General features: G+C 74.0%; 11 protein-coding genes. 7 read left to right on the forward strand and 4 right to left on the reverse strand.

Features of this window, described 5'->3' with window-relative positions; all coding sequences use genetic code 11:
• Positions 1–3 precede the first annotated feature (3 nt).
• Positions 4–2,982 (reverse strand): BTAD domain-containing putative transcriptional regulator, encoded by a 2,979-nt coding sequence (locus VFG42_RS14295; protein ID WP_324909409.1) that lies wholly within the window; start codon positions 2,980–2,982, stop codon positions 4–6.
• Positions 2,983–3,120: 138 nt separating this feature from the next.
• Here VFG42_RS14295 and VFG42_RS14300 point away from each other — a divergent pair, with 138 nt between their 5' ends.
• From VFG42_RS14300 to VFG42_RS14325, 6 genes are all read left to right on the forward strand, one after another.
• Positions 3,121–4,338: a phosphotransferase family protein gene (locus tag VFG42_RS14300; RefSeq protein ID WP_324909410.1), complete on the forward strand. Its 1,218-nt coding sequence runs from the start codon at positions 3,121–3,123 to the stop codon at positions 4,336–4,338.
• Positions 4,335–4,868, forward strand: coding sequence for a hypothetical protein (locus VFG42_RS14305; protein WP_324909411.1), 534 nt, complete (start codon positions 4,335–4,337; stop codon positions 4,866–4,868). Before VFG42_RS14300 ends, VFG42_RS14305 begins: the two co-directional genes overlap by 4 nt.
• 99 nt (positions 4,869–4,967) lie before the next feature.
• On the forward strand, positions 4,968–6,191 hold the full coding sequence (locus VFG42_RS14310) for an ABC transporter substrate-binding protein (RefSeq protein ID WP_324909412.1): 1,224 nt from the start codon (positions 4,968–4,970) through the stop codon (positions 6,189–6,191).
• A gap of 20 nt (positions 6,192–6,211) precedes the next feature.
• Positions 6,212–7,240: a DUF7064 domain-containing protein gene (locus tag VFG42_RS14315; protein ID WP_324909413.1), complete on the forward strand. Its 1,029-nt coding sequence runs from the start codon at positions 6,212–6,214 to the stop codon at positions 7,238–7,240.
• Positions 7,237–8,451 carry a phosphotransferase family protein gene (locus tag VFG42_RS14320; RefSeq protein ID WP_324909414.1) on the forward strand — a complete coding sequence of 405 codons (1,215 nt, stop codon included), beginning with the start codon at positions 7,237–7,239 and terminating at the stop codon, positions 8,449–8,451. Before VFG42_RS14315 ends, VFG42_RS14320 begins: the two co-directional genes overlap by 4 nt.
• Positions 8,448–9,008 carry a hypothetical protein gene (locus tag VFG42_RS14325; protein WP_324909415.1) on the forward strand — a complete coding sequence of 187 codons (561 nt, stop codon included), beginning with the start codon at positions 8,448–8,450 and terminating at the stop codon, positions 9,006–9,008. The genes VFG42_RS14320 and VFG42_RS14325 overlap by 4 nt, the downstream gene beginning before the upstream one ends.
• Before the next feature lie 70 nt (positions 9,009–9,078).
• On the opposite strand, the gene VFG42_RS14330 is transcribed toward VFG42_RS14325, so the two are convergent.
• Genes VFG42_RS14330 through VFG42_RS14340 form a run of 3 tightly spaced genes read right to left on the reverse strand, consistent with a single transcriptional unit; the run spans position 9,079 to position 12,004 of the window.
• Positions 9,079–10,065: a glycerate kinase gene (locus VFG42_RS14330; RefSeq protein WP_324909416.1), complete on the reverse strand. Its 987-nt coding sequence runs from the start codon at positions 10,063–10,065 to the stop codon at positions 9,079–9,081.
• Between the two features lie 31 nt (positions 10,066–10,096).
• Positions 10,097–11,248 carry a Glu/Leu/Phe/Val family dehydrogenase gene (locus VFG42_RS14335; protein ID WP_324909417.1) on the reverse strand — a complete coding sequence of 384 codons (1,152 nt, stop codon included), beginning with the start codon at positions 11,246–11,248 and terminating at the stop codon, positions 10,097–10,099.
• A 33-nt stretch (positions 11,249–11,281) separates the two neighbouring features.
• Positions 11,282–12,004, reverse strand: coding sequence for a FadR/GntR family transcriptional regulator (locus VFG42_RS14340; protein ID WP_324909418.1), 723 nt, complete (start codon positions 12,002–12,004; stop codon positions 11,282–11,284).
• A 157-nt stretch (positions 12,005–12,161) separates the two neighbouring features.
• Between VFG42_RS14340 and dapA the strand changes: the two genes are divergently transcribed.
• Positions 12,162–13,124 carry a 4-hydroxy-tetrahydrodipicolinate synthase gene (gene dapA / locus VFG42_RS14345; RefSeq protein ID WP_324909419.1) on the forward strand — a complete coding sequence of 321 codons (963 nt, stop codon included), beginning with the start codon at positions 12,162–12,164 and terminating at the stop codon, positions 13,122–13,124.
• Positions 13,125–13,127: the final 3 nt, after the last annotated feature.

Here is a 13,127-nt window from a genome sequence, read left to right on the forward strand (position 1 = left end):
CACTCAGCGCCGCAGGTGCTCCAGGAGCCTGCGCGTCGACTCGGCCGGGCCCGTGGTCAGCTCGGCCAGCGCGTCGCGGCAGCCGCGGAAGCACGCGATCACCTCGTCGTCCTGGCCCAGCGCGGCGGCGACGCGCATCGCCAGGCGCCAGGCGCTCTCGCGGTAGGGGTCGGCGGCCAGGACGGCGCGGACGCGACGGTCGGCGCGGCCGAGGTCGCCGAGGGCGAAGGCGGTCTCGGCCAGGTCCAGGCGCGCGTCGGTCGCGCGGGCGGCGAGCGCGGCGCGCCGGCGCTCGACCCACGGGGACGTCACGCCCGGCAGGTACTCGCCGCCGTCCTCGACGAGGGCCAGCGCCGCCTCCAGCGCCTCGGCGCGCGCGGCGCCCTCGAGCTGCCGGGCGCTCTCGGCCAGCCGCTCGAACCGCAGCCCGTCGCCGCTGAGGTGCTCGTCGCGCCAGACGACCTCCTCGGCGCTGACCTCCAGCGGGGCGTCGTCGGGCAGCGAGGCCTTCAGGCGCGTCAGCGCCTGGCGTACGTAGCTGCGCGCCGACGCGTCGTCGCGCCCGTCGAACAGCTCATACAACAACGTCTGGCGGCTCGCGCGCCGGCCGTGCGCGGCGAGGTAGGCGAGCAGCTCGACGCTCTTGCTGAGCTTCGGGACGACCTCCGCGTCGTCGACGAGGAGCGCCGGCGTCCCGTACTCGCGCACGTGCACGCGGGGCAGCAGCGCCACGTCGCGCAGCGCGCCCGCGCTCATCAGCGCCCGCCCGAGCCGATGCCACGGCGAGTCGGCGCCGGCCTCGGCGTCCAGCCGGCGCGAGACGACCGCCGGGAACTCCCGCAGGGCCTGCAACACCAGGTGGTTGGAGCCCTGGCGCCGCGCGGCGGCCAGCGCGACGTCGGCGGCCGCGTCGGCCGCCGCCTCGTCGCCGAGCCGCCACTCGGCCTCGGCGAGGTAGACGGCCGCGGCGGGCAGGAAGAACAGGCGATCCCAATGCTGGAGGAGCGCGACGGCCCTCCGCAGGTGGACCGCGGCCTTCACCGCGTCGTCGTCGAGCAGCGCCATCAGGCCGTGCCACAGCTCGATCTGCTCCAGCGTCCGCAGCCGCCGGCGCGCGGTCGGGTCCGCCTCGACCTTGGCGAGCGCCGCGGCGGCGGCCGCCGTGTCGCCGTGCAGGCGCAGCGCGAGCGTCGTCTCGAACAGGTAGTGCAACATGGCGCTCAGGGCGCCGCTGCGCGCCAGCAGCTGCCGGCCCTCGCGCGCCGCCGCCTCGGCCTCCGCCACCCGCCCGAGGTCGGCCATGATCTCCCCGAGCTGACGGACGCGCGAGGACGTCCACCCGGTCGTCGCCGACTCGTGCAGCAGCGCCAGCGCCTCCTCGTGGCGCCCGACCGCGCGCAGCGCCTCCACGCGGCTGGACCGAGCGGCCGCCCACGGCGCCGTCATCGGCTCCAGCAGGCGGTCGAAGCGACCCTGGTACAGGTCGAGCCGCGCCAGGAAGCCGTGCAGCCCGGTGTGGTCGGGGCGATCGCGGTAGTGCTGCGGGTCGTCGGCCATCGCGACGCCGAGCTGGAAGCGCCAGACGTCGCGCTCGGGCCCCGGCGGCAGGCGCTCGATCGTCTCGTAGGCGTCGTCCAGGCGGCCGACGTGCAGCAGGCACATCGCGATCGCGCCCGCCGCGGTCGGCTCCAGCGGCCCGCCGGCGCCCAGCTCCAGCAGGCGATCGGCCGCCTCCGTGCCGGCCGTGAACTCCTCGTGCTCCATCGCCACGATCAGCTCGGCGTAGGTCAGCGCGCGCGAGGCGCGGACGACCTCCGGCCGGAACGCGACCAGCCAGGACGACGCCACCACGAAGTCGCGGCGGCGCAGCACCCCGGGCATCGCGCGCTCGCCGACCGCCTCGGCGGCCGCGACGTCGTGGCCCTCCAGGAACGCGGCGACCGCGTCGTCGAGGCGCTGCTCGGACACCAGCAGCGCGCCGAGCCGCCGGTGCAGGTCGCGCACGGTCCGGAGGTCGAGCTCCAGCAGGCGGCGCTGCTGGAGGAACTCGCGGAAGCGCGGGTGGCAGCGCATCTCCAGGCCGTCGGCCCCGAACGCCACCGGCACGTGGTGGGACCGCAGGCCGGCCAGCAGCGCGCCGGCGTCCTGGACGCCGAGCGCCTCCGCGCGCGCCGGCGTCACCTCGTCCAGCACGGACGTGACGACCAGGAAGCGCCGCTGCGCCTCCGGCAGCGCCGCCATGATCTCGGTCGCGAGGTAGCCGCTGAGGGGGTCGGACTCGCCGCCGGCCCCGTGGGCGTGCGCGGGCGAGCGCCAGGCCTCGAAGAGCACGCCGGCGACCCAGCCGCCGGTGGCCGCGACGGCCGTGGCCGCGTCGTCGGCGCGCTGGCCGAGCGCCTCCATGGCGCCCGCCGCCTCCTCGGTGGTGAACGCGAGATCGGCCTCGGTCACGTGCCCGGCGCCCGCGTCCCGCGCGCCGCCCATGTGCAGCGCCACGTCGCGGCGCGAGATGAGGATCACGCGCAGCGCCGGCGACGCGTAGCGCAGGAACGCGCCGAGCGCCGCCCGCGCCTGGCGCGCCTCGGCGAGGTGCTCGACCTCGTCGACGACCAGCGTCAGGTCGCGCTCGCCGAGCGCCTCGGCGAGCAGGCCCGCCGCCTCCACGTGCGTGACGTCGTCGGCCAGCGCCGTGGTCGCCACCGCGCGCAGGCCGGGCACCGCGCCCGCCAGCGCCGACTCCAGGTGCGCGAGCAGCCGTCCGGGCGCCGTCTCGGAGGCGTCGAGCGTCAGCCACGCGACCGGACGCGGCGACGCCGCGATCGCCTCGACGACCGCCGTCGTCTTGCCCGCCCCCGCGGTGGCGCGGACCCACACCAGGCGGGTCCGCTCGGTCAGCTCGGCGATCCGCGACGCCAGCCGCGGGCGCGCGACCACCGCGCCGCGCACCGCCGGCGGCCGGACCTTGGCCTTCAACACGGTCACCGGCCGACTATCACCGATCCGGCCATTTCGCGCGGATTTCGCGGCCCGCCATACGGTGGTCCGGCTGGAGAAGTCACCAACGCCCCACGCGGTGGTGACGACTGCGAGCGTCAGGAAGTGGGAGGGTCGATGGGGGTCATGGACATCACACGCGGCTGGGACTTCGCGTCGCTGGACGATCCGCCGCCGGAGCTGATCGAGGAGCTGCGGCGGCGCTATCCGGTCGAGCGCGAGACCGATCGGCAGCTGGTGCGCAAGCTCCGCCGCCGGGGCGGGGCGCCGTACGCGCCGGTCTCGCTCCAGGAGCTGAGCGACGCGGTCGCGCGGATGCTGGAGGACACGATCGACGGGCCGTTCTCGGTGTCCGACGCCCGGTGGTTCACGGGCGGCGCCTCGAAGGTGCAGATGGGCTTCGTCCTGGAGTGGGAGGACGGCGGCCGTCCACGGACCGATCGGCTGATGGTCCGGATGGACCCCGCCGAGTCCCACAACGCGACGAGCAAGCTGCGCGAGTTCGAGCTGCTGCGGGCGCTGGACGGGCGGCTGCCGGTGCCCGAGGCGTTCTGGGTCGACGACGACGCGCGCTGGTTCCCCTACCCGGCGTTGGTGTACGCCTTGATCGACGGCGTCGCCAAGCCGAGCCGCGGCGTGGGCGCCAACGTCGCCGGGCTGGGCACGAACTTCGGCCCGGGCCTGCGCGAGCGGCTGGCGCCGCAGTACCTGGAGTACCTGGCCCGGATCCACACGCTGGACCTGCGCGACGCGTCGCTGCCGAGCTTCGACGTGCCCGCGGTGGGCACGACCCAGAGCGCGCTGTGGGAGCTCAACCGCGCGCGCCGGCTGTGGGAGGAGGACCGCGGCGTCGACGTGCCGCTGATGGAGGTCGCGGCCGGATGGCTGGAGCGCACGCTCCCGACGCTCGACCACGTCAGCCTCGTCCACGGCGACTACCGCAGCGGCAACTTCCTCTTCGACGAGGGCTCCGCGCGCATCACCGGCTGGCTGGACTGGGAGCGCGCGCACCTCGGCGACCGCCACCGCGACCTCGCGTGGTCCACGCAGCCGGTCTGCGGCCACTACGCCGAGGACGGCCGGACCTACCTCGTCTGCGGGCTCGTCCCGCTCGACGAGTTCTACGACCGGTACTCGGAGCTGTCGGGGCTGGAGGTCGACCCGGAGCGCCTGCGCTGGTATCGGGTTCTCAATGCCTACAGCATGGTCGCCAGCACCGTCGGGTCGGCCTGGCGCGTGGCGCGCCTGGGCAAGACCCACCAGGACATCCTGCTCGCGCGCGTGGAGGGGATGCGCGGCGTGGTGTTGGAGGAGCTGCGGACGCTGTTGGAGGACGTGCGGTGATCGACGCGACCGACACGACGCTGCGGGCGTCGATCAAGGCCCTGCGCGAGGTCGTCGCCCCGGCGCTGGACCCGGACGCCGCCCAGGCCTCCGAGCAGCTGGCGCTGGTGGTCGACGCGCTGGACTTCCTGCGCGCCCGCGTGGCGCTGCTGGAGGAGCGCGAGCGCTTCCTGCTGGAGCACGATCTCGCGCTGGCCCGCGCGGTGCGCGCGCCGGCCGCCGCCTGCACGCCCGCGTGCGCGGCGGCGCTCGACGACGCGATCGCCCGCGGCGAGGACGCGCTTCAGCGCGCCGCCGCGCGTCGCGCCGAGGTGGCGGAGGCGGGCGCGGCGGTCGCCGCCGCGCTGCGCGAGCTGATCCGTGACGCCGCGACGGCCGACCCGGCCGCGCGCGACGCGATCGAGCGGGAGACCGTGCGCGCCGCGCGCGCGACGATCACCGCCGACCGGGCGTGGTACCTGCCGTTGGGCTTCGACCCCGACCCGGGGTCGGTGCCGCCGATCGAGGCGGCGCTGGCGGCGCCCGAGTAGCACGGAGGACGGAAGGCGGGCGCGCGACGCGACCCCGGACGGGGTCGGCCGCCGCATGCCCGCGCAGCGATGGGTTGTGCGACAAGAACCGGAGGAGACATGCGGTACAAGCGATGGACGATGGCGCTGGCGTTGACCGCCGCGGTCGGCGGGGTGACGGCGTGCGGGTCGGGCGATGAGGCCGGCGGCGCGAGCAAGAGCGGTGGCGGCGGCGCGCCGCTGAAGATCGCGCTGGTCCCGCCGAGCGGCGGCGCGCTGGAGCAGCTGGGCAAGAACGCGGTGCGCGGCTGGCAGTACGCGGCCGCCGAGGCCAACGCCCACGGCGGCGTGGACGGCCACAAGGTCGAGGTCCTCACCAGCTCGACCGACGGCCAGCCGAACACGACGATCCGCGCCGTGCGCAAGCTCGTCACCCAGAGCGGCGCGAAGTACGTCAGCGGGATCGTCACCTCGCCGGAGGTCGGCGCGCTGGCGCAGCAGCTCCCGGCGCTGGGCGCGCTGGCGCTGCTGGGCAACGGCCAGGACGACGCGATCACCGGCGAGAACTGCAGCGCCAACGCGTTCCGCGCGACGCAGTCGGCGTCGATGCTGCTGGCGGGCTTCCAGCAGATGCTGAAGCAGTCCAAGGCGCAGCGGTGGGCGATCCAGGCGGTCGACTACTCGACCGGCCACACCGCCGCCAAGGTCTTCCAGGCCGCGGCCGAGAAGGCGGGCAAGAAGGTCGTCCTGACCCAGTTCGCGCCGCTGGGCACGACCGACTTCGGGTCCTTCATCTCCAAGCTCCGCGCGTCGGGCGCCGACGGCTTCTTCGGCCTGGTCCCCTCGGCGGACGGCGTCGCGTTCGTCAACCAGGCGTCGCAGTACAAGCTCTTCGACAGCTTCAAGTCGATCTTCTCCTACAACATCGTCACCGAGCCCAACCTGCAGGCGCTCGGCGCCAAGACCGTCGGCTTCCTGTCCAACCTGGGCTACGACGAGCCGTCCGGCAACCCCATGAACAAGACGTTCGTGGCCGGCTTCCAGAAGCGCTTCGGCGCCGTGCCGGAGACCGTCGCGGCCGACAACTACCTCTCGGCGCAGCTGCTGTTCGCCGGGGTCGAGAAGGCGGGCAGCGTCGACCCGCAGAAGGTCAAGGCGGCGTTGGAGGGCATCTCCTTCGACTCGTTCGTCGGCGCGGTGAAGATGGGCGCCGACCACCAGCTCGTGCGGCCCTCCTACATCGCCGAGGTCGCCAAGGGCGGCGACGGCTACGTCTTCAAGACGGTCGCCGAGGTGCCCGGCAGCGTCAACCGACCGCAGCCCGATCCGGCCTGCAAGCTCTAGAGAGGGCGAGGACCTACAACATGATCACCGCAGCTGACTCCGAGTTCCACCCGAGCGATCCCGCCAACTGGCGCTGGACCGAGACGACCCCGCTGATCTTCTCGGTCCCCGAGGCGGGCATCCTGGCCAACGTCTACGTCGCCGCCCGGCCGAACCTCGGCGTGGCGCTCTCGTCGGTGGCCGTCGGGCAGGGCTTCTGCCGGCAGCCCTACGAGATGGACTTCACCGACGCGCAGATGCACCTGCCGTGTCCCGAGTCGTTCCTGAAGTACTCGCTGCCCAACGGGTTGTCGGTGGAGTTGACCAAGCCGCCGCGGGAGTACCGCTTCACCTACGAGTACCAGCTCGGCGACGCGTGCTCGTTCGACCTGGAGTTCCGGGCCCTGCACGACCCGTTCGACGCGACCGACCCCGACCAGAACCCCGCGCTGCTCACCGAGGCGGGCGGGGGCGCCGACGAGCGCCTGGGCGACGAGTGGGGCAACGCGGCGGGCGGCGAGGAGGCCTATCGCAAGGGGCACTACGAGATGATGGGCCGCGTCACCGGCGAGCTGACGCTGCGCGGGAAGACCTACGCGGTCGACTGCTACGACGTCATGGACCACAGCTTCGGCACGCGGACCGAGACCAGCAAGCGGGCCGTGTCCTACATCTCGGCCGTGTTCGGCGACGACTACGGGATCCACCTCGCGGTGCCGATGGAGGTCACCGCGGGGGAGACGGTCTACGACGGGTTCCGGCTCGGCTACGTGATGGAGGACGGCGAGCTGTTCGGCGTCACCGACGCGGAGGTCGTCGCCTCGTCGGGGACCGACATGCTGCCGATGAACAGCCACATCCGGGCGACCGACGTGCGCGGCAAGCGGCACGAGCTGCACGGGGCCGCGCTGGCCGGGCACCCGTGGTACTCGTTCAACCCCTCGCACGTGTGCTTCCAGAGCCTGATGCGCTGGCACCACGGCGACCGGGTCGGCTACGGCGAGAAGGGCGACATCTTCGGCCTGGAGTTCCTGGCCGAGCGCAAGTCCCGGCACGGGCGGCGGCGATGACGGCGGCGGCCGTCGACCGCGACCGCCCGTCGGCGGCGTTCATCGAGGAGATGCGCCGCCGCTTCCCGACCGAGCGCGAGACCGACGCGTTGTTGGTGCGCAAGCTGCGGCGGCGGGCCGGGCCGCCGTACCGCCGGATCGCCAAGGACGAGCTGGCCGCCTGCCTGGAGGCGATGCTCGCGGAGCGGCTGGACGGCCCGTTCGAGATCTCCGACACGCGCTGGTTCACCGGCGGCGTGTCGAAGATCCAGCTCGGGTTCACGCTGGCCTGGGACGACCCGGAGCGCGGGCCGTCGCGCGACCGGTTGATGGTGCGGATGGATCCGTCGGAGTCGCTGAACGCGACCAGCCGCGTGCGCGAGGCGGAGCTGCTGCGCGCGTTTCACGGCGTGCTGCCGGTGCCCGGCGTGTTCGCGCTGGACGCCGACGCGCGCTGGTTCCCGGAGCCGGCGTTGGTGTACGCCTTCGTCGACGGCGTCACCAAGCCGACCGGCGCCACCTCGGGGAAGGTGTCCGGGTTGGGCACCAACTTCGGGCCGGCGCTGCGCGAGCGCCTCGCGCCGCAGTTCCTCGACCACCTGGTCCGGATCCACACCTTCGACCATGAGGAGGCCGCGTTCACCGCGCTCGACCGTCCCCGCGCGGGGACCACCGAGAGCGCGCTCTGGCAGCTCAACCGCGCGCGTCGCGTGTGGGAGGAGGACCGCGCCGACGACCTGCCGCTGATGGAGGTCGCCGCCAACTGGATGGAGCGCAACCTGCCCGCGACCGACGTCGTCAGCGTCGTGCACGGCGACTTCCGCAGCGGCAACTTCCTGTTCGACGAGGCCACGGGCGAGATCCGCGCGTGGCTGGACTGGGAGCGCGCGCACCTCGGGGACCGGCACCGCGACCTGGCGTGGACGACCCAGGCGCTGTTCGGGCACTACGGCGAGGGCGCCGACCGCGGGACCTACTACGTGTGCGGGCTGATCCCGCGCGACGAGTTCTTCGCGCGCTACGAGGAGGCGTCGGGCCTGCCGGTCGACCACGACGCGCTCGCGTTCTACCGGATCCTCAACTGCTACCAGATCGTGGTCTCGACGCTGGCGACCGCCTACCGCGTCGCGCGCCTCGGGAAGTCCCACCAGGACATCCTGCTCGCGCGCGTCAAGGGCGAGGTGCCGATCGTCGTCGGTGAGCTGCGCCAACTGCTGAAGGAGCGAATGTGAACGCCGACCACGTGCACAACGGCCTGGGCGCCGCGATCAAGGCGCTGACCGACGTCGTCGCGCCCAGCCTGGACGCCGACGACCCGCTGGCGCGCGAGCAGCTCCAGCTCGTCGTCGACTACCTCGACCTCGTGCGCTCGCGCACCGACCTGCTCTGGGATCGCGAGCGGGTCACGCTGCGCCACTACCTCGCGATGGCCGAGGCCATCGGAGAGGTGCCGGAGGCGGCCGCGCCATCCTTGGCCGGCGCGGTCGTCACCGGTCGCCGCACGCTCGCCGACCCCGAGGCCGGCGTGCGCCCGCTGCGCGACGCCGGCGGCGCGCTCGCCGCCGCGCTGTCGGAGCTGGTGCGCGCCCTCGGCGCGCCGGACGCCGACCCCGCGCTGCGCGCCCGGGTCGAGGCGATCGTCGTCGACGCCAGCGACACGCTCGTCGAGGTCGAACGCGCCTGGTACCTGCCGCTGGGCTTCGACCCGGAGCCCGAGGCGGTGGCTCCGGTCGAGGACGTCCTGGCCGACGCGGGCGCCGCGCTGGCCGCCGGGCGACGACCGGGCTGAGCGACGCCGACCTCGCCGTGTGCGACGCGCGGTGGACCACGCGTCAGAGAGGCGCGGCCGGCCCGAGCTGTCACCGGTACCGCCGCGCGAGCGCCTCGCCCGCGGCGCGCAGCTCCGCGAGCGTCGTCGCGGTCTCCACGCCGGTGAGCCCGAGGCGGCGTTGGCCTTCCGGGGACAACCGGCTTCGTCCGACCAGCGCGTGGCAGGGGATCCCGTGGGCGGCGCATCGCGAGGTGACCTCCGCCACCGCCTTGCCCGCGAAGGTCTGCTCGTCCAGCGAGCCCTCGCCGGTGACGACGAGCGCGGCGTCCTCGAGCAGCGCGTCGAACCCGAGGCGATCCAGGACGAAGCGCGCGCCCGGCACGAGGGTGGCGTCGAAGCGGGCCCACAGGGCGCCGGACAGCCCGCCGGCGGCGCCGGTCATCGGCCGTCCGCGCGGGTCGTTCGGGAGGCGGTCGGCGAGGTCGTCGTGGCGGCGCTCCAGCCGACCGACGGCGATCGCGTCCGCGCCCTTCTGAGGGCCGTAGACGCGGGGCGCGTCCTCCCACGGCGTCGTCACGTCGCAGAGCACGGTCATCCGCGGGCGGACGCCGGCCGCCTCGATCGCCGCGAGCGCGCCGGCGCCCCCGTCGGTCGTCGCCGAGCCGCCGACGCTCACCAGCACGTGCTCGGCGCCGGCGGCGACCGCGGCCGCGACGAGCTGGCCGGTGCCGAACGTGCTGGCGGCCCACGCGTCGCGCTCCTCGGGCGCGACGAGCCCCAGCCCGCTGGCCTGGGCCGTCTCGACCACCGCCGTCGCGCCGCCGTCGAGCAGCGCGAAGCGAGCGTCGACGGCGCGGCCGAGGGGATCCTCGACGCGCGCCTCGCGGACGTCCCCGCCGCCCGCGGCGACGAGGGCGTCCATGGTGCCCTCGCCGCCGTCGGCGATCGGCAGCGCACGCGCCGCCAGGCCGGCCGCACGGGCGCCGGCCGCGACGGCGGCGCTCACCTCGCGGGCCGAGAACGTCCCCTTGAAGCTGTCGAACGCCGCGAGGAGGAGCTTCGGTGCATGGGCCATGCCGAGCGACCGGTGTCCGTGCGCGGGTCGGCTAGGCCGCGTGGGGGAGCCGGCCCTTGGCGTCCATCGCCTGCCGCACGCGGCTCTGGGCGAGCGCGAGCGCGGCCTCGTGCGAGGTCACGCCGTCCCGCGACGCGTCCTCGAGGACCGTGCGGGTGTTGTCGCGGAGCTTGACCGAGATCGTGTCGTACATGCTCGCGGTGTCCGGCGCCAGCGTGGAGTAGCGGCTGTCCATCGCGGGCCCGGTGCTGATCACCGCGCCGGCGTTGGCCACGAAGTCGGGGACGACGACGACCCCGCGGCGGGCGAAGAGCGCCTTGGCCGCCTCGTCGGTCGGCAGGTTCGCCCCCTCCACGATGACCTTGGCCTTCATCCGCTCCGCGACCCGCTCGTCGATGACGTCCTGGCGCGCGGCCGGGATCACGACGTCGGCGTCGACGAGCAGCTCGTCGCCCGCCGGGATCCGCTCGGCGCCCTCGTACTCGGCGACGAGCGCGTCGCCGACGGACGCGCGCAGCTCCAGCAGGCGGTCGACGTCGAGGCCGTCGGGGGCGTGGAGCGCCCCGTCGGCCGTCGAGATCGCGGTCACGATCCCGCCCAGCTCGACGATGCGCTTGGCGGCGGCGTGGCCGACCGCGCCGAAGCCCTGGATCGCGACCTTCGAGCCGGCCAGCGCGAACCCGGCGTGCTCGGCGGCCACCTCGGCGCACTCGGCGACGCCGAAGCCGGTGAAGCCGAGGTCGTCGTAGGGGACGCCGCCGAGGAAGCCCGGCGCGCCGACGGCGGCGCCGCGGTCCTCGAGCTCGTCCTGGACGATCGCGGCGTCCTGCTCGCTGAGGCCCATGTCGAGCCCGAGCACGTACTCGCTGGGGATGTGCTTGCGCATCGCGCGCGCCCAGGCGCGCAGCACCGCGGTGCGGTTGGACGCGGTCGGGTCCGCGCGGATCCCCGCCTTCGCGCCGCCGAGGTAGACGTCGGCGATCGCCCACTTCCAGGTCATCACCCGAGCCAGGCGCCGAACCTCGGTGACCGTCACCGACGGGCTCATGCGCGTCCCGCCCTTGGCCATGCCGCGCGCGGTGTTGTCGATGACCAGCACGCCCTGCATGCCCGTCCTGGTGTCGGAGACGCAGATGATCTTCTCCGGGCCCCACTCGTCGATCGTCGTCAGCTCGTCAGCCATGCTGTTCTTGGTGTCCTTCCGGGTCGTGGTGCGTCACTCTTCGCTCACCTCCGCGAGCAGCCCGGACTCGATCGAGTCGATGTGCGCGCGCATCGCCGCGGCCGCCTCGGCCGCGTTCGAACGCTCGACCGCGCGGAGGATCGCGCGGTGCTGCTCGAGGAAGATCCCTGCGCCGGCCCGCTCCCGTGAGCGGTACTTGAGGTGGCGCCAGGTCTGCTGGCGCATCAGCTCGACGACGCGCTCGACCAACATGTAGATCACGGGGTTGTGCGAGCTGGCCGCCAGCGCCAGGTGGAAGGAGAAGTCGACGTCCTCGGGGTCCTGGTCCTGCTCCAGCGCCGCGGCGTGGTCGGCGAGCGCGCGGCGCAGCGTCTCGATGTCGTTCCGCGTGCGGTTGATCGCCGCGATCTCGGCGGCGACCGGCTCCAGGCCACGCCGCGCCACGATGACGTCCAGCGGGCTCTCGTCGCCGGCGAGCGCCGCGTGCGCACGCAGCATCACCGCCTGCGACAGGCTCGCCTCGGTGACGTAGGTCCCGCTGCCGGTGCGGACGTCGAGGACGCCGGCGTGCTCGAGGACGCGGATCGCCTCCCGCACCGAGCTGCGGCTGACGCCCAGCTGCGCGGCCAGGGTCCGCTCCGCGGGGATCGCCGTTCCGGCCGGGAACGAGCCGCTCCGGATGCCGTCGACGATCTGGTCGACGATCGAGTCGGTGAGCTTGTTGCGGTCGATGGCTCGTAGTTCAAAGGACGACATTGGTCTGGCCCCCTGGCCTGAGTGGATGGAGATGGTAGCGCAAGAATCCCGATAGCAAGCTGGTTTTCATGTGGTTGACACGCGACGGTCGTTTCTGCAAGGCTCCGCACCGGCCAGGTGGCCGGACCAATTGTTGGAAACGGGAGGGAGAGCCCTGATGCTGGGACGGGATTCCGAGCGTGTCGCACCGAACGAGAACGATCGTGGATTGAAGCGTGATGTTCCGAACGCGCGAACCCTATGCGGCATCGTCCCGGCCGTGGTCACTCCGTTCGGGGCGGACGAGGCGCTCGACCTCGACGCGCTCGAACGGCTGATCGACCGGCTGATCGCGCAGGGCGTCCACGGCCTCTGCGTCCTGGGCAGCCAGGGCGAGTTCTTCGCGCTCGACCGCGACGAGCACCGCGAGGTCGTGCGCGCCGCGGTGTCGGCGGCCGGCGGGCGGGTCCCCGTCTTCGCGGGGGTCAGCGCCGCCGCCACCCGGGACGCGATCGCGCTCGCCCGCGCCGCCGAAGCGGCCGGGGCCGACGGCCTGCTCTCGCTGCCGCCGCTCTTCGTGCAGCCGCGGCCGGCCGAGGTCATCGACCACTACGAGGCCCTCGCGGCGAGCGTCGAGCTTCCGCTGCTGCTCTACAACCAGCCGGCGCGCGTCGGCGTCGCGCTGTCGGTCGCAACGGTCGCGACGCTGGCGGCCACGCCGAACATCGCCGGGATCAAGGACTCCAGCGGCAGCCTGGCCCAGTGCCTGGCCTACCGCCAGGCGCTGCCGGAGGACTTCACCGTCCTCATCGGGCACGACAGCCTGGTCGCCTACGCCCTGCTCGGCGGGGCGGACGGGTCGATCGCCTCCAGCGGGAACTTCGCGGCACCGGAGCTGTGCGGCATCTGGGAGGCCGTGCGGAACGGCGATGCCGCCGAGGCGACGCGGCTCCAGGCGCGCGTCGCGACGCTCCGCGAGGCCTTCGACCTGGCGAGCTTCCCCGTGGCCGTGATCAAGGAGGCGCTCGCGCTCCAGGGGTGCCCGGTCGGGGCGCCCCGCCGGCCCGTGCACCCACTTCGACCGGACGCGCGCGAGGCGCTGCGCTCGGTCCTCGATCAGCTCGCAACGAGCAACGACTAGAAA

This window comes from Baekduia sp. (assembly GCF_035685985.1).
GTDB lineage: Bacteria > Actinomycetota > Thermoleophilia > Solirubrobacterales > Solirubrobacteraceae > Baekduia.

Bases quoted from the DNA above. Each gene is read 5' to 3' on its own strand.
- VFG42_RS14340 (WP_324909418.1), bottom strand. From the start codon at position 12,004: ATGTCGTCCTTTGAACTACGAGCCATCGACCGCAACAAGCTCACCGAC.
- VFG42_RS14310 (WP_324909412.1), top strand. From the start codon at position 4,968: ATGCGGTACAAGCGATGGACGATGGCGCTGGCGTTGACCGCCGCGGTC.
- VFG42_RS14330 (WP_324909416.1), bottom strand. From the start codon at position 10,065: ATGGCCCATGCACCGAAGCTCCTCCTCGCGGCGTTCGACAGCTTCAAG.
- VFG42_RS14335 (WP_324909417.1), bottom strand. From the start codon at position 11,248: ATGGCTGACGAGCTGACGACGATCGACGAGTGGGGCCCGGAGAAGATC.
- VFG42_RS14300 (WP_324909410.1), top strand. From the start codon at position 3,121: ATGGACATCACACGCGGCTGGGACTTCGCGTCGCTGGACGATCCGCCG.
- dapA (WP_324909419.1), top strand. From the start codon at position 12,162: ATGCTGGGACGGGATTCCGAGCGTGTCGCACCGAACGAGAACGATCGT.
- VFG42_RS14320 (WP_324909414.1), top strand. From the start codon at position 7,237: ATGACGGCGGCGGCCGTCGACCGCGACCGCCCGTCGGCGGCGTTCATC.
- VFG42_RS14315 (WP_324909413.1), top strand. From the start codon at position 6,212: ATGATCACCGCAGCTGACTCCGAGTTCCACCCGAGCGATCCCGCCAAC.